Annotated in this window: 17 protein-coding genes; 5 read left to right on the forward strand and 12 right to left on the reverse strand. The window is 66.0% G+C overall.

From position 1 onward, the window contains the following. Positions 1-26 precede the first annotated feature (26 nt). The 8 genes from alaS to F4036_04135 all read right to left on the reverse strand — a co-directional run bounded on the left by alaS (position 27) and on the right by F4036_04135 (position 10,776). Positions 27-2,657 (reverse strand): alanine--tRNA ligase, encoded by a 2,631-nt coding sequence (gene alaS, locus F4036_04100; GenBank protein MYK36925.1) that lies wholly within the window; start codon positions 2,655-2,657, stop codon positions 27-29. Further along, positions 2,654-3,127, reverse strand: coding sequence for a regulatory protein RecX (locus F4036_04105; GenBank protein MYK36926.1), 474 nt, complete (start codon positions 3,125-3,127; stop codon positions 2,654-2,656). The genes alaS and F4036_04105 overlap by 4 nt, the downstream gene beginning before the upstream one ends. Further along, on the reverse strand, positions 3,120-4,148 hold the full coding sequence (gene recA / locus F4036_04110) for a recombinase RecA (protein MYK36927.1): 1,029 nt from the start codon (positions 4,146-4,148) through the stop codon (positions 3,120-3,122). The genes F4036_04105 and recA overlap by 8 nt, the downstream gene beginning before the upstream one ends. Positions 4,149-4,284: 136 nt before the next feature. Continuing rightward, positions 4,285-4,788: a CinA family protein gene (locus F4036_04115; protein ID MYK36928.1), complete on the reverse strand. Its 504-nt coding sequence runs from the start codon at positions 4,786-4,788 to the stop codon at positions 4,285-4,287. After that, positions 4,769-7,426 (reverse strand): DNA mismatch repair protein MutS, encoded by a 2,658-nt coding sequence (gene mutS, locus F4036_04120; GenBank protein ID MYK36929.1) that lies wholly within the window; start codon positions 7,424-7,426, stop codon positions 4,769-4,771. The genes F4036_04115 and mutS overlap by 20 nt, the downstream gene beginning before the upstream one ends. Positions 7,427-7,429: 3 nt before the next feature. Further along, positions 7,430-9,529 carry a 3-hydroxyacyl-CoA dehydrogenase gene (locus tag F4036_04125; GenBank protein ID MYK36930.1) on the reverse strand — a complete coding sequence of 700 codons (2,100 nt, stop codon included), beginning with the start codon at positions 9,527-9,529 and terminating at the stop codon, positions 7,430-7,432. 7 nt (positions 9,530-9,536) lie between these two features. Next, a complete protein-coding gene (locus tag F4036_04130) occupies positions 9,537-10,304 on the reverse strand; it encodes an SDR family oxidoreductase (protein MYK36931.1) in 768 nt (255 codons plus the stop codon). 13 nt (positions 10,305-10,317) lie between these two features. Next, a complete protein-coding gene (locus F4036_04135; protein MYK36932.1) occupies positions 10,318-10,776 on the reverse strand; it encodes a MaoC family dehydratase in 459 nt (152 codons plus the stop codon). Positions 10,777-10,868: 92 nt separating this feature from the next. Here F4036_04135 and F4036_04140 point away from each other — a divergent pair, with 92 nt between their 5' ends. The 5 genes from F4036_04140 (at position 10,869) to F4036_04160 (ending at position 15,505) form a co-directional block, all read left to right on the forward strand. Beyond that, positions 10,869-11,783 carry a hypothetical protein gene (locus tag F4036_04140; GenBank protein ID MYK36933.1) on the forward strand — a complete coding sequence of 305 codons (915 nt, stop codon included), beginning with the start codon at positions 10,869-10,871 and terminating at the stop codon, positions 11,781-11,783. Positions 11,784-11,864: 81 nt separating this feature from the next. Further along, positions 11,865-13,622 carry an aspartate--tRNA ligase gene (gene aspS, locus F4036_04145; GenBank protein MYK36934.1) on the forward strand — a complete coding sequence of 586 codons (1,758 nt, stop codon included), beginning with the start codon at positions 11,865-11,867 and terminating at the stop codon, positions 13,620-13,622. Between the two features lie 35 nt (positions 13,623-13,657). After that, positions 13,658-13,987 (forward strand): zinc ribbon domain-containing protein, encoded by a 330-nt coding sequence (locus F4036_04150; GenBank protein ID MYK36935.1) that lies wholly within the window; start codon positions 13,658-13,660, stop codon positions 13,985-13,987. 25 nt (positions 13,988-14,012) lie between these two features. Then, positions 14,013-14,681, forward strand: a complete 669-nt coding sequence (locus tag F4036_04155; protein ID MYK36936.1) for a DUF502 domain-containing protein — start codon at positions 14,013-14,015, stop codon at positions 14,679-14,681. Next, positions 14,678-15,505 (forward strand): glycosyltransferase, encoded by an 828-nt coding sequence (locus F4036_04160; GenBank protein MYK36937.1) that lies wholly within the window; start codon positions 14,678-14,680, stop codon positions 15,503-15,505. Before F4036_04155 ends, F4036_04160 begins: the two co-directional genes overlap by 4 nt. On the opposite strand, the gene F4036_04165 is transcribed toward F4036_04160, so the two are convergent. Genes F4036_04165 through F4036_04180 form a run of 4 tightly spaced genes read right to left on the reverse strand, consistent with a single transcriptional unit; the run spans position 15,502 to position 22,506 of the window. Then, positions 15,502-18,321 carry an insulinase family protein gene (locus tag F4036_04165; protein MYK36938.1) on the reverse strand — a complete coding sequence of 940 codons (2,820 nt, stop codon included), beginning with the start codon at positions 18,319-18,321 and terminating at the stop codon, positions 15,502-15,504. The genes F4036_04160 and F4036_04165 overlap by 4 nt on opposite strands. Further along, positions 18,275-20,866 (reverse strand): ATP-dependent chaperone ClpB, encoded by a 2,592-nt coding sequence (clpB, locus tag F4036_04170; GenBank protein ID MYK36939.1) that lies wholly within the window; start codon positions 20,864-20,866, stop codon positions 18,275-18,277. Before clpB ends, F4036_04165 begins: the two co-directional genes overlap by 47 nt. Positions 20,867-20,896: 30 nt before the next feature. Then, the gene (pgeF, locus tag F4036_04175) at positions 20,897-21,580 is read right to left on the reverse strand and encodes a peptidoglycan editing factor PgeF (protein ID MYK36940.1); all 684 of its coding nucleotides are present in this window, start codon (positions 21,578-21,580) and stop codon (positions 20,897-20,899) included. After that, positions 21,568-22,506, reverse strand: a complete 939-nt coding sequence (locus F4036_04180) for an RluA family pseudouridine synthase (protein ID MYK36941.1) — start codon at positions 22,504-22,506, stop codon at positions 21,568-21,570. Before F4036_04180 ends, pgeF begins: the two co-directional genes overlap by 13 nt. Positions 22,507-22,591: the final 85 nt, after the last annotated feature.

Here is a 22,591-nt window from a genome sequence, read left to right on the forward strand (position 1 = left end):
TGTATGGCGCGGAAAGCCTGCAGGCGTTAGCCGGCGGTTTCCCCGAGGCGCTCCTCCAGCCATTCCGGCACGCTTTCGAGCGCCCGCTCAAGTTCCTCGCCGTCGGGCCCGCCGCCTTGCGCAAAGTCCGCCCGACCGCCTCCCTTGCCACCCAATCGCTCCGCAACCGCCCGCGCCAGATCGCGCGCCGGCACGCTTTCCCGGATGCCCTTGCTCACGCCGGCGACGATCCGCGCCTTGCCGTCGTCGCGCGCGCCGAGAATCACCACTGCCGGGTCGTATCGATCGCGGTAGCGGTCCACCGCGTTGCGCATCGTATCCATATCGGCGTCGCCGTCGAGTTGCACGGCGATCAGATTTATTCCGGCGATTTGCGTGACCGGCACAGTCGCCGAACCACCCCCTTCGGCCAGCCGCGCACGCGCTTGCGCGAGGTTCTTCTCAAGTTCCCTGGCGCGCTTCATCAGCGCCTTCAGTTTCTCTTCCGAATCTTCGGCGCCGCCCTTGAGCAGGCCCGCGAGGCGGCCCATCCGGCGACGCAAGGTGCGCACCCACTCGAAAGCCCCCGCACCCGTGAGCGCCTCGATGCGGCGCACGCCCGCGGCGACGGAGGACTCCGACACGATGGCGAACAGACCGATGTCGCCGGTGCGGCCCACATGCGTACCGCCGCACAGTTCCATCGAGTAATCGCCCAGCTTCAGCACCCGGACCTTTTCCGCATAGTCTTCGCCGGCCATCGACAAGGCGCCGGCCTCGATCGCCACATCGATCGGCATCTCGGTGGTCACGGCGGGCTCGTTGGCGCGAATCTGCCCGTTGACTTCGTCCTCTATGCGCTCCAGGTCTTCCGGCGAAACCGCTTCGAAATGCGAAAAATCGAAACGCAGGCGGTCCGGCGCCACCAGGGATCCCTTCTGCGCCACGTGCTTCCCGAGCACCTTGCGCAGCGCCGCGTTCATCAGGTGCGTGGCCGAATGGTTCAGCACGATGTCCCGGCGGCGCCCGGCGTCCACCGTGGCGGTCACCTCGTCGCCCACGCCCAAAGTCCCCTCGGCGACGACGCCGATGTGCGCGCGTCCTGCGGAAGTCTGCTGCGTGTCCCGGACCTCGAAGCGCAGTCCCGGCCCGTCCAGTACTCCCGTGTCGCCCACCTGCCCGCCGCTTTCGGCATAGAACGGCGTTCGGTCCAACACTATTTCGGCGGTTTTGCCCTTCTCCGCCCGCTCTGCCGCCTCGCCGCCGATGCGGATTCCGATCACGCGCGCCGGGTTCTCCAGACGCTCATACCCCGTAAATTCACTCGCGGGGACTATCGAGGGCGGGATGCCCCCGCCTCCGGGCGTATTGGTTTGCTGCGCGCGCATGCCGGAAGAGCTGCGGGACCGCTCGCGCTGTCTGGCCATCGCGGCATCGTAACCGGACATGTCCACGGAAAGACCGCGGCCGCGCGCGATATCGGCGGTGAGATCCACGGGAAAACCGTAGGTGTCGTACAGCACGAAGGCCTTTTCGCCCGGAATCACCCCGTCGCGCACGTCCTCCAGAGTCCGGTCCAGGTAGCGCATGCCCTGCTCCAGGGTGGCCGCGAACCGCTCTTCCTCGGAACGCAGCACCCGCTCGGCCAGCTCGCGCGATTCCGCCAGTTCCGGAAAGGCCGCACCCATCGCCTCGTCAATGGGCCCCACCATCCGGTACAGGAAGGCATCGTTGACGCCGAGTTCATGGCCGTGCCGCAGCGCGCGCCGAATGATGCGGCGCAGCACGTAGCCCCGCCCCTCGTTGGACGGAAAAACGCCATCGCCCACGAGAAAGGCCGCTGCACGCGCATGATCGGCGATGACCTTGAGCGAGTTGGATCCACGATCATCCGTACCCGTGATTTCGGCGGCGGCGGCAATGAGGTCGAGGAACAGGTCGATTTCATAGTTGCTGCTTACACCCTGCAGCACCGCGGCGGTGCGCTCCAGTCCCATGCCGGTATCCACCGAGGGCTTCGGGAGGTCCGTGAGGTGGCCTTCGGCGTCGCGGTCGTATTGCATGAAGACGAGGTTCCAGATCTCCACGAAGCGGTCGCCGTCCTCCTCGGCGCTGCCCGGCGGGCCGCCGTCCACCTCCGGTCCGTGGTCGTAGAAGATTTCCGAGCAGGGGCCGCAGGGACCGGTATCGCCCATCGACCAGAAGTTGCCGGAACCGCCCAGCCGGATTATGCGCGAGTCATCGAGCCCGGCCTCCTCCCGCCAGCACCGGGCCGCCTCGTCATCGTCCTCGTAGATGGTTACGAGAAGCTTCTCCTGCGGCAGGCCCAGGTCCCTGGTCACGAAATCCCAGGCCAGGCGTACGGCCTCCCGCTTGAAGTAGTCGCCGAAGCTGAAATTGCCCAGCATCTCGAAGAACGTGTGATGACGCGCCGTGTAGCCGACATTCTCCAGGTCGTTGTGCTTGCCGCCGGCCCTGAGACAGCGCTGCACGGTCACGGCCCGCGGGTGCGGCGGCTGCTCGCGGCCAAGAAAGATGTCCTTGAATTGCACCATCCCGGAATTGGTGAACAGAAGCGTGGGGTCGTTGTGCGGAACCAGCGGCGATCCGGACAGATGCCGATGGTCGCGCCCGGTAAAGAACTCCACGAACGCGGTGCGTATTTCGGCAGTCTTCATCGCACGGTTTCGTTCAGCACTGCGCGCGCAACCTGCCCCTCGGAAAACCCGCGCCCCCGCAGGAACCTTGCCTGGCGCGCCATGTCCTCCCGATTCCCGGGTGGCGGTTCACCAAAGCGGCGGCTGCGCGCGGCCGCCGCGCGCCGGTCCCAATCGACTTCCGCTTCGTTCAGGACTGCGTCAACCAGCGGCGCTTCCACGCCCCGCTCCCTGAGTTGCGCGCGTATCTTCAGAGGCCCCTGCCCGCGCTCGAGTCGGGAACGCAGAAAAGCCTCGGCGAAACGTTCGTCGCTGACCAGATCGCGCCCGGCCAGCCTGTCCAGCGTTCGGGCGATTTCGCCCGCCTCGTAGCCGCGCACGGAGAGTTTGGTTCGCAATTCCCGCAACGAATGTTCGCGCCGGGCCAGCAGGTTCAGAGCTGTGTCGAGGGCGGGACGCCCTCGCTCCCGGCGGCCGGAACGATCAGGCACTCGCAGCCTCTACCGGTTCCTCCGCTGTGTTCTCTGCGCCCCGGATCTGCGCCTCCAGTTCGTCGGCAACGTCCGGATTTTCGTGCAGGTAGCTGCGCGCCTTTTCCTTGCCCTGCCCGATATGCCCGTCCTTGTAGCTGTACCAGGCGCCCGATTTCACGATCAGGTTCTTCGACAGCCCCAGGTCGATGAGCTCGCCGGCTTTCGAGACGCCGTATTGGTCGCCGGTGAACAGAATGTCGAATTCGGCCATCTTGAACGGCGGCGCCAGCTTGTTCTTGACCACCTTCACGCGGGTGCGGTTGCCGATCACCTCGTCGCCCTGCTTGATCGCCCCGATTCGGCGGATATCCAGGCGCACCGAGGAGTAGAACTTGAGCGCGTTGCCGCCGGTGGTGGTCTCCGGGTTGCCGAACATCACGCCGATCTTCATCCGCAACTGGTTGATGAAGATCACGATGGTGTTGGAGCGCTTGATGTTGCCGGTCAGCTTGCGCAGAGCCTGCGACATCAGCCGGGCCTGCAGCCCCACGTGGGTGTCGCCCATTTCGCCCTCGATCTCGGCCTTGGGGGTAAGCGCGGCGACCGAATCGACCACCACAACGTCCACCGCTCCGGAGCGCACCAGCATGTCGGTGATCTCCAGCGCCTGCTCGCCCGTGTCGGGCTGCGAGACCAGCAGATCGTCCACGTTGATGCCCAGGCGCCCCGCGTAGATCGGGTCCAGGGCATGTTCGGCGTCCACGAACGCGGCCGTGCCGCCGGCTTTCTGGCATTGCGCGACCACGCTGAGCGTAAGCGTCGTTTTCCCCGAAGCCTCGGGGCCGAAGATCTCCACCACCCGGCCGCGCGGCAGCCCGCCGATCCCCAGGGCCAGGTCCAGCGCCAGGCTGCCTGTGGAAACGGCTTCCACATCGTGCACGGCGCCCTCGCCGCCCAGGCGCATTACGGAGCCCTTGCCATACTGTTTTTCGATCTGCGAAAGCGCCGCCGCCAGCGCCCGTTTGCGATTGTCGTTCATCGTGCTCAAGTGCTCCCGCTCTGGTCCCTGTACCGAGATTATTCCATAGCCTCGGCGAATTGCACGGCGGCAATTCTCCGGGTTGAGCGGGTTATTGGCGCACGCACCCGAAACCGTCGAAAAAAGGCCTTTCGCATCAGTCCCCGGCCGTCCCCTCGACGCGTTTCAGCAGTCCTTCCAGCGCATGCGCCACCGATTGCATCCGCACGGCGCGGCGGTCGCCGTCAAAGCGCATGGCTTCCGCTTCCAGCAGCCCGTTGCGGCCCGCCCAGGCGAACAGCACCGTGCCTGTCGGGCGCGTCGCCGTGCCGCCGGTGGGTCCGGCAATGCCGGTCACGGCCAGGCTCCAGTGCGTCCGCCCGCGCTCAAGCGCGCCGGCGGCCATTTCCAGCGCCGTCTCGGCGCTGACCGCGCCGAACTCTTCCAGCGTTTGCGGGCTGACTCCCAGCAAGCGCTTTTTGGCGTCGTTGGAGTACGTCACGAACCCGGCTTCAAACCAGCCCGAACTTCCCGGAAGCCCGGTGATCGCCTGCCCCACCCAGCCGCCGGTGCAGGACTCGGCCAGCGCCAGCGTCTCGCCCCGCTCCAGCAACCGGGCGCCCAGTTCACGCGCAAGGCGGCTAATCTCCCGTTCGGTCATCTTCTCCCCCGCTTCGTGCTTTCAGTTCAAACAGCAGCTCCAGCGCCTCGCGCGGGCTGAGTCGTTCGGGATCAACCGCGGCCAGCATTTGCTCCGCTCTTGAATGAATAGCCTTCGGGCCAAGGCGTCCCGTCTTCGCGGAGGGCGGGACGCCCTCCCGCGCGGGGCCGGCGCCCTGTCTCCCGGAATCGAGCGTGAGCGGCAATTGCGCCTGCCCGCGCTCAATCAACCGGCCGGAGCGCTGCTCCAGGTCCTCCAGCATCCCTCTTGCCGACGCTATGACCTGCCTGGGAACACCGGCCAATGCCGCTACCTGAAGCCCGTAACTGCGATCCGCCGGGCCGTCGCGCACGGAATACAGGAACACCAGCGTTCCGGCGTGCTCGACGGCGTCCAGATGGACGTTTGCGCAGGCCGCAGCGGTTTCGGCCAGCGCGGTCAGTTCGAAGTAGTGGGTCGCAAACAGGGTGAAGCTGCGCAGGCGCTCGGCGATATAACCGGCCGCCGCCCAGGCCAGCGAAAGGCCGTCGTAGGTGCTGGTGCCGCGGCCCACCTCGTCCATCAGCACCAGGCTCTGTCCGGTGGCGTTGTGCAGGATGCTCGCCGTTTCGGTCATTTCCACCATGAAGGTGGAGCGCCCCCCGGCCAGGTCGTCGCCGGCGCCGATGCGCGTGAATATGCGGTCCAGCGGCCCGATCTCGGCCTCTGCCGCGGGAACGAAGCTGCCGATGTGCGCCAGGATCACGATGAGTGCAACCTGGCGCATGTAGGTGGACTTGCCGCCCATATTGGGGCCGGTAACGATCAGCATGCGGGTGTCGTCGTCCAGCGCCAGATCGTTGGCGATGAATTCGGAGTCCAGCGCGCGCTCGACCACCGGGTGGCGGCTGGCCCTCAGCCGAATCCCCGGCCGATCGACAAGTTCCGGCCTTGCGTAGCCCAGTTCCAGCGAGCGGGCGGCCAGGTTGACCAGCACGTCGGTTTCGGCCACGGCGGCCGCCAGGTCCTGCCAGACCGCGAGCCACCGGGACAGTTTCTCCAGCAATTCCTCGTACAGCCTCACCTCCAGCTCCTGGGCGCGTTCGCGCGCGCCCAGTACCCGGTGTTCGAAGCGCTTGAGTTCCGGCGTGATGTAGCGCTCGGAGTGTTTCAGGGTCTGACGGCGGATGTAGTGCTCCGGCGCTTCGTCCGCCTGGCTGCGGCGAAGCTCGATGTAGTAACCGTGCACGCGGTTATAGCCCAGCTTCAGGTTGGCGATGCCGCTGCTTTCGCGTTCCTCCTTCTCCAGGTCCTGCAGGGCGGCGTCCGCATTGCTGCTGACTTCGCGCAATTCATCCAGTTCCGCGCTGTATCCGGCGGCGATCACCTCGCCGTCGCGAATCCTGGGGGCGGGATGCTCGACCAGCGCTTCCGCCAGCAGGCGCAGTCCGTCCGGCGATGTTTCCATGCGCTCCGCCAGGGCTTGCAGGAGCGGAGCGTCCAGCGCCGTGAGCCGCTCGCGCATCGGCGGCGCGGACTTCAGGGCGGACCGCAACTGCTCCAGGTCGCGCGGACGGGCCGTGCGGATGGCCAGTCGCGCCAGAACACGCTCGAGATCGCCGACTTCCCGGATCGACTCCCGCCACCCATCCTGCTCGCCGCGCAATTCCTCCAGGGCCTGGTAGCGAAGCCGCAAGACCTCGTGGGAACGCAGGGGTCGATGGATCCAGCGCCGAAGGAGCCGGCTGCCCATCGGGGTGGCGCAACGATCGACGATGCCGGCCAGCGTGTATTCGTCCCGCCCCGAAAGCGAACGGTCCAGTTCGAGGTTGCGGCGCGTGGCCGCATCCATCAGGAGCGCGTCGCCGGGCCGCTCCACATTGAGCGCGCGCACGTGAGGCAAGGCGCCGCGCTGCGTGTCCCTGACGTAGTCCAGCAGGCATCCGGCCGCGGCGATAGCCAGGTCCATGTCCTCGACGCCGAATCCATCGAGGTTATGCACGCGGAACTGGTCCAGAAGCGAACGCCGCGCGGAAGCGGCACCGAATTGCCAGTTCCTCCGTTCATGAACCGCGGGCCGGCCGGGCAGCGCCTCCGGCAGCCGCGTTCCCTCGCCGACCAGCAATTCGGCGGGCCGCAATCGTTGCAGCTCGCCCTCAAGTTCTTCCAGCCCGAGGCATTCCGTGATCGAAAAACTGCCGGAACTCAGTTCCATCCAGGCCAGCCCGTAACCGCCGTCCTTCCCGTGCAGGGCCGCCACCAGGTTCTCGGAACTGCTGTCGAGCAAGGCTTCCTCGGTCAGCGTGCCGGGAGTAACCAGCCGCACGACCTCGCGCTTCACCGGCCCGCCGGATGGCGTGGGGCGGCCGATTTGCTCGCAAATGGCTATCGATTCGCCCATTTGCGCCAGCCGGGCGATGTACGAATCGGCCGAATGCGCCGGCACGCCGGCCATGGGAATCGCTTCGCCGTTCGACTGTCCGCGAGTGGTCAGAACGATGTCCAGGAGCACGGCCGCACGCTCGGCGTCGCCGAAAAACATCTCGTAGAAATCGCCCATGCGGTAGAACAGCAGGGCATCGGGGTGCTTTGCCTTGATGCGCAGGTACTGCCGCATCATCGGCGTATGCCCCGCCAGCGGTCGCGCGCCGGCTGTCATTCGCTAGCCTTCGCCGAATCCCCGGCCGGCGGCCGCCGCTGCAACCAGCCTTTGCGCCGGCGCCCAGCGTGCGCCGAACCGGTCGTGAAATCCGCGGATGTCATCCAGTACGGTATCCAGGCCCTGCTGCTCGGCGTAGTGCATGGGTCCGCCGCGCCAGGCCGGGAAGCCATAGCCGTAGACGTAGACGATATCGATGTCCGAGGCCGCACGGGCAACGCCTTCCTCCAGCAGCGCCGAACCGATGTTCACGAGCGGGTACATGCATCGCTTGCCGATTTCCTCGGCCTCCGCGGGCAATCGGCGCTCGTAGCCCAGTTCTTCCGCCAGTTCCTCGATCAGGCCGGCGACCCCGGGATCCGGCTCGGGAACCCGGCTGCCGGGACTGTAGTTGTAGATGCCGCGGCCGTTCTTCTGCCCGAAGCGGTCCCGCTCGCAAAGGGCATCGCCCAGACGCTCGCCGGGTTTTCGCTCCTCCTTCGGCTTGCCGGCCAGCTCCCGGGCCCGCCAACCCAGGTCCAGGCCCACGAGGTCAATCATCTGGAAAGGCCCCATGGGCAGCCCGAAGTCCCGCAGGGCCGCATCGACCGACTCCGGAGGCGTGCCCTCGAACAACAATTCAAAGGCCTCGAACATATATCCCGACAACATGCGGTTGCCGATGAACCCGTTGCTGTTGGCCGACCATACGGGGACCTTCTTCATGCGCGACGCGAGCGAAAACGCCGTCGCGACAGTTTCCGGCGAACTGTGCCGGCCCTCGATGACTTCCACGAGGCGCATGATGTTGGCGGGGCTGAAGAAGTGCATGCCCAGCACCTGCCCGGGCCGGCCGGTTGCTTCCGCCATTCGGTCGATATCGAGATACGAGGTGTTGCTGGCAATGATGGCGCCCGGCGCGAGGGTGTCGTCCAGGCGGGCGAAAATCTGTTTCTTGAGGTCCAGGTTCTCGTAGACGGCCTCCACGGCGAAATCCGCCCCTTCGAGGACATCGTAGTCCGTCGTGGGCGTGATCAGTCCCATGCAGCGCTCCGCGCCGCCCGGAGGGATGCGCCCGCTCTTCTCCGACCGTTCGAAGTTCCTGCGCATCACGCGCAAACCCCGCTCCAGCGCCTCCTGTCCTGTCTCCAGCACGGTCACCGGAATCCCCGCGATCGCGAAATTCATGGCGATGCCGCCGCCCATGGTGCCGCAGCCGATCACCGCGGCGCGCCCGACGGCGCGCGCGGCAGCACCGCCGGCGCCCCTGGCCGCGGCGCGTTCGGCGAAGAACACGTGCGAGAGCGCCTTGCTCTGCGGGTTCTTCAGGCAACGGACAAACCGGCGCCGCTCTTCGGCCAAGCCGGCGAGAAAATCGTCCCGGCAGGCCACTGCCTGCTCGATGCACTGCACAATCAGCTCGGGCGAGTCGCGTCCCCGCATCCTGCGGGCAATCAACTGGCGCGCCCCGGCGAATACCTCCGCCGCCTCCCCCGGCCGGGGGAGTTTTCCGGGTCCGGAGGAAATCTTTCGCACCGTCCCGCCTGCCGCCAGCAATTCCTCCGCATACGCGCAAGCCGCGTCTGTCAGTTCGTCTTCAAGCAGACGGTCGGCCAGGCCCATTTCAAGGGCCCTGCGGGCTTTTACCGGTTTGCCGTCCAGACACATCCGCAAGGCCTGCTCCACGCCGACCAGCCGCGGAGTCCGCTGGGTCCCGCCGGCCCCCGGCAACAGGCCGATATTGACCTCGGGAAAGGCAAAGCGGGCGCGTCCGGAAACGGCCCGGTAATCGCAGGCCAGAGCAAGTTCCAGGCCACCGCCGAATGCGACTCCATCCACCGCCGCGATGACCGGTTTGGGACACGCGTCCAGCGCGTCGCATATTGCGTTAAGCGAAGCCTCGGGGGCAGGCAGTTCGGACAGGCCGAACTCCTTGATGTCGGCGCCGGCGCACCAGGTCTTCAAACTGCTCAATAGCAGCAGGACGCCAACTGAGTCATCCTGCGACGCGCCGCGGATCGCGTCCATGAGCGGCATCCGCAGCATTGCCCCGAGCGCATTGACGGGCGGGGATTCCATTTCGATCAGGCGGACAGGGCCGCGATCGCTCACTTTCACCGTCATGATGCCCTCAGACGTGGATCCCGCCGTCCACCAGCAGCGCCTGTCCGGTCACGTAGGAACCGGCGGGCGACGCGAGGAACACGACCAGTCCGGCCACTTCATCCGGAGCGCCCATTCGTCCGAGCGCCGTCGTGTCGAGAAAGCTCTCGCGGGCTTCCGCGTCGGTCCACAGCGCCCGGGAGAAATCGGTCTTGATCAGTCCCGGACAGACCGCGTTGGCGGTGATGCCGTCGCGGCCGTACTCCAGCGCCAGGTTCCGCGCCATCTGGATTTCCGCGGCCTTGGACATGCCGTAGGCGCCGATCTTGTCGTGCGCCGTCTGACCCACGTACGAGGAAATCAGCACGATCCGGCCGTGTCCCCGGCTGCGCATGTCGGGAACGACCAGTTGGCTGAGCCACAGATTGGCCGTGACGTTGCAGCGCCAGATCCGCTCCAGGGCGCTGTCGGACGTGTCGAGCAGGGGACCGAAATGCGGATTCACGCCCACGTTGGAAACCAGAATGTCGATGGCGCCGAAAGCCGCGCGGGTGCGCGCCACGAGGTCCTCCAGCTGATCCTTGTGGTAGACGTTGCAGGGCGCGGAAATGGCGGTTCCCTTGCCGAAGCGCAGATTCAGTTCCTCGGCGGTCTGCTCGCATGCCTCCGCCTTGCGGCTGGACGCGGTCACGCGTGCGCCATGCTCCGCCATCCGCGTGGCGATGGCCTTGCCGATGCCCCGCGTGGAGCCGGTGATCAGCGCCGTGCGGCCCTCCAGGTTGAACAGTTCGTCCACGCCGAGACGAGGTTCAGGCGCCTTCGGATATCAGCATGAAGAGCTGTTGCGCCACCCAGGCGGGCCTCTCCTGGCCCTCGATTTCCATGGATTTCTCCAGCCGGATGACCACGCGGCCCGGTCCGCGTTCGCGAACCTCGGTGAGCCTGGAGTGGACCCGAACGCGCGAACCCGCGGGGACCGGGTTGATGAAGCGCAGCTTGTCCAGGCCATAGTTGATGACGAAGCCGACGCCCTCGATTTCGGACATTTCGGGGGACTCGAGGTGGACGGAAAGCGACAGCGTCAGGAAGCCGTGCGCGATGGTGGACCCGAACGGCGTTTCGCGCGCTACCCGTTCGGGATCCACGTGGATGAACTGATGGTCCACGGTGCAGTCCGCAAAGGCGTTGATCCGGGCCTGATCCACGTCAAACCAGTCTGACGGAGTGAGCTCGCGGCCCTCCCATTCCTTAAGGTTTTCGATCTTCATCCCACGTGCCTCACTGCCCCGTATTAACGCCTGTCGAAACCGTCGAAGCGGTATAGTATAGAAGTTTAATTCGGCTTTCCGGAGGTCGCTCCATGAACGCGCTGGCCCGGGTGTTTGCCCGTCCACCGTTTATCGGTTTGTTCCCCTTTGCGGTGTTCTTCGTGTCCCAGGGCCTGGGGCACTCGGTAATGATCCAGATCGAGCATGCGATCGGTGCGCCGGGAATGTATTACGCGGCCGGCATCATGGGCCTGATCGGCGCATTCCTGCTCTGGCTCGGCATGCGCCAGGACAGCGAGGTGAGCGGAACCTGGCTCGGCTACTTCGCCGCCTGGCTGCTTTGGACCGGCTGGGTGGAATTCTCCTTCGTCTATTACGCGATCTGGCTGGGCGTCCCGGACCTTATGGACGCAACCGGCGAAGTGGCCACCAACGCGGAATACCTGGTGATGATGTCTTCATTGGGGGTAATGCTCGCCACCCTGGTCTATTTCCTGTTCAACCGCGAGACGCGATGCAATTTCTTCCGCTGGTGCCATCGCTGGCTTGGAATGGGCACCGGCAAACCCACGGAGGGGCACAAGCGCAACTTCGCGGCGATAACCGCACTGGAGACCATTTACCTGATCTGGTTCTTCTATCTTTTCCTGCTCATCATTTACGACGAGAACGTGCTGGGCGACCAGCATCCGGTTACATACGGAATCGCCGCGCTGAACGCGGTCTGGGCGATCTACCTGCTGCGGCGCCTGCTGCGCTTCAAGCGAGTCGCCACGGCGTTGCGCTACTCCATTGCAACCGCGATCATCAGTTGGAATGCGTACGAATTCGTCGGTCGATGGGGATGGGTCAACGATTTCTTCGTCAATCTGGAGCAATACGGCTGGCAGGTGATCGCGGTGGCTATCGCCTCGGTCCTGGTCGTGGCGGTATGCCTGATCATGCCGGCGGGCAAGAAGGAACGCGAGCGCATGGAAGCGATGCAGCAGGAACTCGGCGCAAGCTAGTTCACCAAGCTTGATTTTCACGAAGGGAACCCCGGGCGCTGCGTTGCGGCCCCCATTCAGGCGCTTGCGTATTCAATGAACATGCGATCACATTACTGCGGTGAACTGCGTGCCGGCCACGCCGGTCAGGCGGTCGACGTGTGCGGCTGGGTGAACGGTCTGCGCGACCACGGGGGCGTGATCTTCATTGACCTTCGCGATCGCGAGGGGATCGTGCAGGTCGTCTGCAACCCGGACCAGCCAGCCGTGTTTGCCGTTGCCGAAAAGGCCCGCGCCGAATGCATACTGCGGGCCACCGGCGCACTGCGCATTCGCCCCGAGGGCACGGCCAATCCCGATCTGAAAACGGGAGAAATCGAACTGGTGGCCGAGTCGCTCGAAATCCTCTCCGCCGCGCGGGACCTGCCCTTCCACCACGGCGAAGGCGCCGGCGAGGAGTTGCGTCTGAAGTACCGCTACCTTGACCTCAGGCGGCCCGAAATGCTGGACCGCCTGCGCCTGCGCCACAGTGTCTTCGCAGCAATACGCGCGTTCCTGGACCAACGCGGCTTCGTGGACGTGGAAACGCCCATGCTTACCCGCGCCACACCGGAAGGCGCGCGCGATTTTCTCTCTCCGGCCCGCAACCGGCCGGGGCGCTTCTACGCCCTGCCCCAGTCCCCGCAGTTGTTCAAGCAATTGCTGATGATGTCGGGACTGGACCGCTACTACCAGATCGTGCGCTGCTTCCGCGACGAGGACCTGCGCGCCGACCGCCAGCCGGAATTCACCCAGCTCGACGTGGAAATGTCGTTCGTGGACGAAGAGGACGTGATGGGATTGATGGAGGCCCTGGTGCGCGAAGTGTTCTCCGGCGTGCTGGACGTGGAACTCCCGGATCCCTTTTCGCGCATGACCTACGCCGAGGCGATGCAGCGGTTCGGCAGCGACGCGCCGGACATGCGCAACCCCCTTGAACTCGTCGAGCTGAGCGGCATATTCGCGGATTCGGAATTCAAGGTTTTCTCCGCACCGGCCCGTGATCCCGGCTGCCGCGTGGCGGCGCTGAAGATTCCCGGAGGCGGCGGAATGACGCGCCGCGAACTGGACGAATTGACCGGATTCGTGCAGGCCATGGGCGCCAAGGGGATGGCCTGGATCAAGGTGGCCGATCCGGCGGCCGGCCGGGACGGCATGCAGTCGCCGGTGCTCAAGTTCCTGGCCGACGGGGAGATCGAGGCACTGCTCGAAAAGACCGGGCCGGCCGCAGGCGACCTGCTGCTGTTCGGCGCGGGTGCGGCCGCGATCGTGAATCGCACGCTGTCCGCCCTTCGCGACCGGCTGGGGAAGGAACGGGGCCTGATCGGCGGCGGCTGGGCGCCGGTGTGGATCACGGAATTTCCGGGATTCGAGTTCGACGAGGACGAAAAACGCTGGAAGGCGCTTCATCATCCCTTCACCGCTCCCGGCGTGACCGCGCCGGGCGAGCTTCTGGAAAGTCCCGCGCGAGCCTCGTCGCGCGCCTACGACCTGGTCCTGAACGGCCACGAGATCGGCGGCGGCTCGGTGCGCATACACCAGCGCGAAATGCAGGCGGCCGTGTTCGAGCTGCTGGGACTATCGGCCGAGGAAGCCGACCGGCAGTTCGGGTTCTTCCTCAAGGCGCTGGACTACGGCGTCCCGCCGCATGGCGGCATCGCCTTCGGGCTGGACCGCTGGGTCATGCTCATGGCCGGGGCCGAATCGATCCGCGAAGTGATCGCCTTCCCCAAGACGCAGTCCGGCGCCTGCCCCCTTACCGATGCGCCCGCCGCCGTCGAACCGGGGCAACTGCGGGAACTCGGATTGCGGCCGTTATAAACTACCCGCGGCCCGAAGGCTCTTTTCCTGCTCCCATGCCTATCTACGAATATCAATGCCGCGAGTGCGGATACCGGCTGGACGCGCTGCAAAAAATGAGCGATCCGCGCCTCAGAGACTGCCCCGCATGCGGGCGGCCGGCCCTGAAGAAGCTGGTTTCGGCGCCGCACTTCCGGCTGAAGGGCAGCGGCTGGTACGAGACCGATTTCAAGAACAGCGGGCGCGACCAGCAGGACGGCGCAGGCAAGGACGCGGGAAACGGCGCAGGCAAGCCGGCATCCGACACCGGCGGCAAGGACAAGTCGGGCTCTTCCTCGGGCAAGGAATCCGGCACGAGCCCGGCGTCCGACGCAGCCGCCGCTTGAGCAATGCCTGACAGCCTTATCAGCAATGTTTAAGAGCTGGTGGCCGCGCCTGAGGCGCGTGCTGGTGGCGGGAATGCTGGTCTGGGTTCCCGTGGGCATAACGGTGCTGGTGCTGCAGTTGCTTATCGACCTGGCCGACCAGACGCTGAGGCTGATTCCCGAACCGTATCGTCCCGAGGCGCTCCTCGGGTTCCCGATTCCCGGGCTTGGCCTTGTGCTCAGCCTGGTGCTGCTGTTCGTGACCGGACTGGTGGCGGCCAACGTTTTCGGCAGGCGCATTATCGGCCTCTGGGAATCGGTCCTGCGGCGGATACCTCTGGTGAGGACGATTTACACGGCCGCCAAGGGCTTTCTGGAGATGGTCCTGAGCGGCAAGCGCGGCTCGTTCAGCCGCGTGCTGCTTATCGAATACCCGCGCAGGGGCATCTACTGCATCGCCTTTCAAACGTCCAGCACGGTGGGCCAGCTTGCCGAACACACGCCGGACTCGGTGTGCGTCTTCGTGCCCACCACGCCCAACCCGACCTCCGGGTTTCTGGTCGTGGCTCCGCGGAAGGACCTGATCGAGCTGAACATGAGCGTGGAGGACGCGATCAAGCTGGTTGTTTCCGTGGGCGTCGTGGTCCCGGACCCGGACAGTCTTCCCCGCGTCGATGCGGACGGCGGGACGGAGCGCGCTGCCGGTGAAGCATGAGCAAACGGCCGTTTGACGTAACGGTCGTTTTCAGCACCTACCGGCAGCCCGAATGGCTGGAAAAGACGCTTTGCGGCTTCGCCCATCAGACCCGCCGGGAATTCGAGGTGGTGGTGGCCGACGACGGCTCCGGCGACGAAACGGCCGAAGTCATCCGCAGCGCCCGGAGAAGCACCGGGCTTGAGATCGGGCACGTCCTGCAGGACGATCGCGGCTTTCGCAAGTGCCGGATCCTGAACAAGGCCATCGCCAGGGCGCGGGGCGAATACCTGATTTTCACCGACGGGGACTGCATTCCGCAGCCCGAATTCGTGTCCCGTCATCTCGACCTCGCCGAACCGCGGCGTTTCCTTTCGGGCGGCCTGCTCAGGTTGCCGCTGGGACTGTCCCATAACATCCGGCCGGAAGACATCGCGACGGGGCGCTGCTTCTCCGCCTCATGGCTGCGCAGCCGCGGCATGCCGCCGACCTACAAGCTTCTCAAACTCACAGCGGGAAAGGGTTTCGGGACGGTGCTGGACCGCATATCCCCGGCCACCGCCGGCTGGAACGGTCACAACGCATCAGGCTGGAAGGCCGACATCCTCGCGGCAAACGGTTTCGACGAGCGGATGGGCTACGGCGGAGAGGACCGGGAGCTGGGCGAGCGCCTGGAGAACGCGGGAGTCCGGGGCAAGCGCATTCGCCACCGGGTAACCTGCCTGCACCTGGACCACCCGCGCGGTTACGTCGATCCGCAGGTGCGCGCCGCCAATCTCGAAATCCGCCGGGAGACCCGGCGCACGCGCCGCACCCGCACCGGACACGGCATCGCGCAACTCTAGCCGGCGTCTTCCGCCCTGGCCTTGTCGCCGCCGATGAAGATAAGGAAATCGTCGGCCGCGTAGTACTTGCGGAAGGTCTCGTTGACGTCGTCAAGCGTCAGCGCCCTGTACTGCTCATGCAGTGCGCCGTACCACTGCGCATCCAGGCCGTGTTCCGCACCGGAACTGAGGATGCCGGTCAGGGCTGCGTCGCTTGACCAGGAGTTCAGGTCGCCCGAAATGGCGCCGTCCACGGCGTCCTGAAGCTCCTCGGGGGTGAAACCGTCATCAATGACGCGCTGCAATTCCTCCAGCGCCCCGCCCCGGACCTTCGAGAGGTTTTCCGGGGCCGCGATCGCCTGAATGAACAAAGCGCCGCTGTCGTCACCTGAACGCTCCGACGCGTTCATGCCGCCGCCCGCGCCGTAGGACCAGCCCTCTTTCTGGCGCAGGCGATTGATCAGGCGGTTGCTCAAGCCCCCGCCGCCGAAAATGCGCGTGCCGATGACCAGCGGCGCGTAATCGGCATCGCGAACGTTGAGCGGAACAGGCAGCGCGGCAACCATGAACCCGTTGGCCTTGTCCGGCGTGTCCAGCCATTCCTCGCGCGCCTGCACCGGATGGTGCTGGTTGGGCGCCGGCAGGTAATCCACGGCCGCCTCCCAGTCGCCGAAAAGTTCGTCAAGGCGCCCACCCAGCGCCGCAGTATCGAAGTTGCCCACGGCGAGTGCGATCGCTCCCTTGTATCCGATATGGGAATTCCAGAATTCGGCCAGGGCGTCGCGGTTCATGTTCCGGATCATCTCCTCCTGCTCGTCCAGATCCATGGCGTATCGGAAATGGTCCGGTGGATATGGACTCAGCGCCTTGGACAGGGCGACGGAAACGACGCTTTGCGGCTGACCGCGGGCTCCCGCAATACTCGCCAGTGCGGAGCGTTTCGCTTCCTCCAGCTGATCGCGATCGAAGACCGGCTCGCGCAGCACATGCGCCATCAAGGCCAGCGCTTCCTCGAAGTTGGCCTCGTCCGTCTGCAGCGAGGCGTTGATTCTCTGCCCACCGCCCCTGAGGTTGAGATCGCTCTTCAGGCGGTTCCATTCGGTGGCCAGTTCGTCGCGCGTGTACAGCGTGGTGCCGCGCTGCAACTGCCCGGCGGCGTATCCGGCCAAGCCGTGTTTTCCTGCCAGACTCTGTTCGCTGCCGAAGAACAGGTTCAGCGAAACGATGATCCTGTCCCCGCGCGATTTCTTCTCGATCGCCCACAGCGAGCCGCCGCCGGCCAGCTCCTGCCTGACGGTGCGGGCCGCGATGTTGTCCGGGCTGGGAACGAATTCCTCGCCCGCGCTCACCGACTGCCGTCCCGCCAGGGCCGCCAGCTCTTCGCTCTGATCGCTCCGGGACGCCACCGCGGCCCGGTCCGGGCTCTCGGTGGGGATGAACATGCCGGCGGTGCGGTTGCTGCGCTTGAAGTGTTTCGCCGCGGCCGCGTTCAGGTCTTCGACGGTCAGCGCGTCCAGCTGGTCCTTGTAAAGAAACAGGTACCGCCAGTCTCCCGCAGCGATGCTCTCGGAAAGTATGCGCGCCAGGGAGCCGACGTTCTTTATGGCGTTGTCGTAGTTGGAAACCATGGCAAGCCGCGCCCACTCGAGCTCCTCCTCGGTGATCGGCTCCGCGGGAACGCCCTCGGAAACGTCCAGAAGCGCGTCAAGCACCTCCTGCGTGTCGCCGTCCACCGGGACGGTCGCGTTCAGCGTGAACAGCCCCGGAAAGGCGAACGCGTCGGCGCGCGCGCCGGCGCCGGCGGCGATGCCCGGTTCGATCATCTTGCGGTACAGGCGCCCGCGGCTGGAATCGGCCAGGATGCGCGAAACCGCGTCAAGAGCCGTGTTCTCCTTCGTGGCTCCGGCGGGAATGTGATAGGCGGCCATGACCAGGCTCTGCTTTCCGACCCGCCGCAAGGTCACCAGGCGCTCGCCGTCCTGGGCCGGCTCGACGGTATAGATGCGAGGCAGCTCCCGCTCCGGGGCCGGAATCGTACCGAACGAATCGGAGATGATCGAGGCGGCCTCGCGGGGATCGAAATCGCCGGCCACGATGAGCGTGGCGTTGTCCGTCTGGTAGTAGGTCCGGTAGAAGGCCTGCAGGCGGCCGATGTCCACGCCCTCGACGTCGGAGCGCGCGCCGATCGTCGAGTTCCCGTAGTTGTGCCATTCGAAGGCCGCCGCGCGGACCCGCTGATCCAGCATCCGGCCCGGGCTGTTCTCGCCCCGCTCCATTTCGTTGCGCACGACCGAGAATTCGGATTGCAGGTCCTCGTAGGCGATGAACGAATTGACCATGCGGTCGGCTTCCATTCGCAAGGCCCATTCCAGGTTGTCGTCGGTCGGTTCGAAACTCTCGAAGTAGTTGGTCCGATCAAGCCAGGTCGTACCGTTGAACCCCATGCCGCGCTCATTGAAGGATTTCGGTATGTCGGGATTGTCCGGCGTGCCCTTGAACAGCAGGTGTTCCAGCAGGTGCGCCATCCCGGTTTCGCCGTAGTTTTCGTGCATGGAGCCGACGCGGTAAGTGACGTTGACGGTCACCCGCGCCTGCGCGTTGTCGGGAAACAGCAACACCTGCAGTCCGTTGGGCAACGAGTACTCGTGAATGCCTTCCACGCTCGTGACGTATTCGAACCCGTCCCCGCCGGCGGAGATGCTCAGTGGATCCTCCGCGACGGCGCCTGCCGGCAGGACCAGCAGCATCAGCACGAACTTCTTTGTCAGATGTTTCATCGACGGCCGAATCTTACGCGGCTTTGGGGCGATCACGCACGGAAATGACGGTTTCCCCATCCTTGTCGGCCACTTCGAGCGTCTCGCCCGGCCTGGCGTCCGCCGACAGCAGCCATTCCGCCAGAGGGTTCTCCACGTAGTCGCGGATTACCCGTTTCAGCGGGCGGGCGCCGTAAGCCGGGTCGTAACCGAGATTGGACAGGCGCAACTTCAGGGCATCGTTGACCTCAAGCGCCATATCCTGCTCCGCCAGCCGAACCGCGAGGCGATTGAGCTGCAGGTCCACGATCGCGCGAATCTCCTCGCGCGACAGCGGCCGGAACACGACGATGTCATCGATGCGATTGAGAAATTCCGGGCGAAAGTGCGAACGCAGGGAGTCCATCACGGCTTTCCTGATCTCCTCGTGCTCGGACCCGGCCAGCGAACGGATCTGGTCCGAGGCCAGGTTGGAGGTCATGATCACGACCGTATTGCGGAAGTCCACCGTTCGGCCCTGGCCGTCGGTCAGGCGCCCTTCGTCCAGCAATTGCAGCAGGATATTGAGCGCATCCGGATGCGCTTTTTCCAGTTCGTCCAGAAGCACGACGGAATACGGGCGGCGGCGCACCGCCTCCGTGAGCTGGCCGCCTTCGTCGTAGCCGATATAGCCGGGCGGCGCGCCGACCAGCCGCGACACGGCATGCTTCTCCATGTACTCCGACATGTCGATGCGCACCATCGCTCCCTCGCTGTCGAACAGGAACTCCGCCAGGGCCTTGCACAACTCGGTCTTGCCCACGCCGGTGGGGCCCAGGAACAGAAACGAGCCGGTGGGCCGGTCCGGGTCGGCGAGCCCGGCGCGGGACCGGCGGATCGCCCGCGACACCGCACGCACCGCCTCGTCCTGGCCGATCAGGCGGCGATGCAGCTCATCCTCCATGCGGTTGAGCCGCTCGCGCTCGCCGGTCAGCATGCGGGAAACCGGAATGCCCGTGGCGCGGGCCACGACGGCGGCGATGTCGGCTTCCCCGACCCGGCTGGAGAGCATGGCGTCGGACGCGTGTTCCGGCTCGTTTTCCTGCGCATCCTCCAGCTTCCGTTCCAGTTCCGGGATGACGCCGTATTGAAGCTCGGACATGCGCTGCAGGTCCTGCCCGCGGCCCGCCTTCTCCAGCGCCAGGCGGGCCTGTTCCAGTTGCTCCTTGAGTCCGGCGGCTTCCTGGGTGCGGGCCTTTTCCGTCTTCCACGTTTCCGACAGTTCGGCGTGTTGCCCTTCCCGGTCGGCAATCTCGACATCGAGGTCCGCCAGCCGCTGCCGCGCGCCCTCGTCCTCGTCCTTGCTCAGGGCCTCGCGTTCGATCTTCAACTGGATGAGCCGCCTCTCCAGCCGGTCGATGGCTTCGGGCTTGGAGTCCATCTGCAGGCGAATGCGCGCCGCGGCCTCGTCGATCAGGTCGATGGCCTTGTCCGGCAGCTTGCGATCGGTGATGTAGCGCTGGGAAAGAGTGGACGCGGCGACTATGGCGGCGTCCGAGATCGTGACGCCATGATGCACTTCGTAGCGTTCCTTCAGGCCGCGCAGGATGGCGATCGTATCCTCCACGCTGGGTTCGTCGATCAGCACCTTCTGAAAGCGCCGCTCCAGCGCGCCGTCCTTCTCCAGGTTCTTGCGGTACTCGTCGAGGGTCGTTGCGCCCACGCAATGCAATTCGCCGCGCGCCAGGGCGGGTTTGAGCATGTTGCCGGCGTCCATTGCGCCCTCGGCCTTGCCCGCGCCGACCAGCGTATGCAGCTCGTCGATAAACAGGATGATCCGGCCTTCCTGCTTCGCCAGTTCCTTGAGAACCGCCTTCAGCCGCTCCTCGAACTCGCCGCGGTACTTGGCGCCCGCGATCATCGCGCCGAGATCCAGGGCCAGCAGGCGCTTGTTCCTGAGCCCTTCGGGCACCTCCCTGTTGGCGATGCGCTGCGCCAGCCCTTCAACCACGGCGGTCTTGCCGACGCCCGGCTCGCCGATCAGCACCGGGTTGTTCTTGGTCCGCCGCTGGAGGATGTGCATCGTGCGGCGAATCTCCTCGTCGCGGCCGATGATGGGATCGAGCTTGCCTTCCTCGGCGCTGCGGGTCAGATCGATCGCGTATTTCTCCAGCGCGCCCCGCAGTTCCTCCGCGCCGGCCTCGTCGACGGTTTCCCCGCCGCGAACCTGGTCGATTGCCGCCTCCAGTCGCGCCGGGTCCACGCCGGCGTCCTTCATTAGCCGCGCGTGTTCGCCCCTGTCGCCGGCCGCGGCGTGCAGCAGGATCTCGCTGCTGACCAGCGTATCGCCGCGCTTGCGTGCCAGCTTGCCGGCCAGGTTGAGTACCCGAGCGAGCGCCGCCGAAGCGTGCAGATCGCCCTCCTGCCCCTGGACGCTGGGCATGCGCTCAAGCGCTTCGGCCAGATCGGTCTGCAGCTTTCCGGTGTCGGCTCCCGCTCTGCGCAGGAGCGGCAGCACGGCGCCCCGGTCCTGCTCCAGCAGCGCCCGTAGGACATGCAGCGGTTCGAGAAACTGGTGGTCGGCATCCACGGCGGCCGCCCGCGCCTCGGACAACGCTTCCCGCACGCGATTGGTGAATTGATCCATGCCTTCGATATGGCGTCCGGCAGCTCGAATTCAACCGGGCGGCTCCAGCCAGACAAAGGAGGCATGACGCTCCGTGCCGCCGTCCCTGCGCCAGGAATGAAAGCGGGCGGGGTCCGAAAACGTGCACCAGCGTCCGCCGTAGACGTTTGTGACTCCGAGCCTGCGCAACTGATGCCGCGCAAGGCCGGCCAAATCGAGCAACCAATGCGTGCTGTCCCGTCTGGCAAAGAACTGCGCCGAATCCGGCGTGTCGGTGGAAATGGCCCGGAAAACGTCGGCGCCGACCTCGTACGCCGGACCGCCGATGCCGGGACCGATCCATGCCATCAGGTTCCGCGGGTCGATCGCCGCGGGGCCGCCGCCGCACAACGCGGCCACGGTCGCCTCGATCACGCCCGAAGCCAGGCCGCGCCAGCCGGCATGGGCCGCTCCGACGCGGCTTCCCGCGGCATCGCACAACAGGACCGGCAAGCAGTCGGCAGTGCGCAGCATGCATGCACGCCCCGCGGCAAACGACACGCAGCCATCAGCCTCGGCTTCGGTCCAGTCTCCGTCGGCGCATACAACGTCCCTGCCGTGCATCTGCGAGAGCCAGCGCGGTTCGCCCGGGATCTCCAGCAGCCGCCATGCTTCGCCGGGCTCAAGGCCGCGCAGGGTACTGGCGGCGCGTACCGGCCAGGGCGCCGGCCAATCCGGGAGAATCAACCGCTCCACGAAAAATCGTCCCAGTTGCGCTCCTCCCCGGCCAGGCGCGTCAGCAGACCGCACATGTCCTCCGGCAATGGAGCTTCGAAATTGCACTCCCGATCCGTCGCGGGATGCCTTGTTCCAAGCCGGCCGGCATGCAGCGCCGGACGGCCGAACCCGTCCCTGCTGCGGGAATACAGCGAGTCCCCGGCCAGCGGATACCCGACGTGAGCCAGGTGCGCACGTATCTGGTGCGTGCGCCCCGTCTCCAGGCGAACCGCGACAAGCGCGTTCGCGGGAAAACGCTCAAGAACGCGGTAGTGGGTGACGGCGCTGCGCCCGCCCGGACGAACCGCCACGCGCAGCCGGTCGCGGGGGTGGCGTCCCAGCGGCTGGTCTATGGTCCCGCCGGCCACCGGACAACCCCGGGTCACCGCCCGGTACTCGCGGCGAATCCGCCTTTCCTGCAGGTCCCCGGTAAGCCGCTGGTGGGCGGCGGCGGTGCGGGCCACGATCAGCAGCCCGGTCGTGCCCGCATCCAGCCGGTGCACCAGTCCGAAGCGCGGCACGGCCTCGAGTTCCGGGAACCGGTGCAGCAAACCGTTCTGCAGCGTACCGCCGGGATTCCCGGCGCCGGGGTGCACGACCAGCCCGGCCGGCTTGTTCACCACGATCAGGTCCCGGTCGGCATGGACCACGTCGAATTCCACGAACTCCGGCTCCACCGATCCCGCCGCGGCCAACTCCCCGCGGATCTCGTATTCCTGTCCCGCATGCACCGGCGAGCGGGGCCTCAGGGAATCGCCGCTTTCCTCCGTAACCTGACCGCGCTCTATCCAGGCCTTGATCAGGCTGCGCGAATAATCCGGCAACAGCCTGGCGAGCGCCGCGTCCAGCCGCCTCCCCGCGAGACTCTCGGGGATCACGACCCGTTCTTGCACCCGGCGCTTCATCGAACCACGCTCCGCATGCCCCGCATCTTCGCAGAAAAAGGCCGGGGCTGACATGCTGCTGGGGCGCTCGTTATACTGCACGCTT

This window comes from Gammaproteobacteria bacterium (genome assembly GCA_009845905.1).
GTDB lineage: Bacteria > Pseudomonadota > Gammaproteobacteria > Steroidobacterales > Foliamicaceae > Foliamicus.

Coding starts and splice junctions, on each gene's coding strand:
- F4036_04155 (MYK36936.1), top strand. CDS start 14,013: ATGTTTAAGAGCTGGTGGCCGCGCCTGAGGCGCGTGCTGGTGGCGGGA.
- recA (MYK36927.1), bottom strand. CDS start 4,148: ATGAACGACAATCGCAAACGGGCGCTGGCGGCGGCGCTTTCGCAGATC.
- clpB (MYK36939.1), bottom strand. CDS start 20,866: ATGGATCAATTCACCAATCGCGTGCGGGAAGCGTTGTCCGAGGCGCGG.
- F4036_04135 (MYK36932.1), bottom strand. CDS start 10,776: ATGAAGATCGAAAACCTTAAGGAATGGGAGGGCCGCGAGCTCACTCCG.
- F4036_04160 (MYK36937.1), top strand. CDS start 14,678: ATGAGCAAACGGCCGTTTGACGTAACGGTCGTTTTCAGCACCTACCGG.
- F4036_04180 (MYK36941.1), bottom strand. CDS start 22,506: ATGAAGCGCCGGGTGCAAGAACGGGTCGTGATCCCCGAGAGTCTCGCG.
- aspS (MYK36934.1), top strand. CDS start 11,865: ATGCGATCACATTACTGCGGTGAACTGCGTGCCGGCCACGCCGGTCAG.
- F4036_04125 (MYK36930.1), bottom strand. CDS start 9,529: ATGACGGTGAAAGTGAGCGATCGCGGCCCTGTCCGCCTGATCGAAATG.
- F4036_04115 (MYK36928.1), bottom strand. CDS start 4,788: ATGACCGAACGGGAGATTAGCCGCCTTGCGCGTGAACTGGGCGCCCGG.
- alaS (MYK36925.1), bottom strand. CDS start 2,657: ATGAAGACTGCCGAAATACGCACCGCGTTCGTGGAGTTCTTTACCGGG.
- mutS (MYK36929.1), bottom strand. CDS start 7,426: ATGACAGCCGGCGCGCGACCGCTGGCGGGGCATACGCCGATGATGCGG.
- F4036_04140 (MYK36933.1), top strand. CDS start 10,869: ATGAACGCGCTGGCCCGGGTGTTTGCCCGTCCACCGTTTATCGGTTTG.
- F4036_04165 (MYK36938.1), bottom strand. CDS start 18,321: ATGGGGAAACCGTCATTTCCGTGCGTGATCGCCCCAAAGCCGCGTAAG.
- F4036_04150 (MYK36935.1), top strand. CDS start 13,658: ATGCCTATCTACGAATATCAATGCCGCGAGTGCGGATACCGGCTGGAC.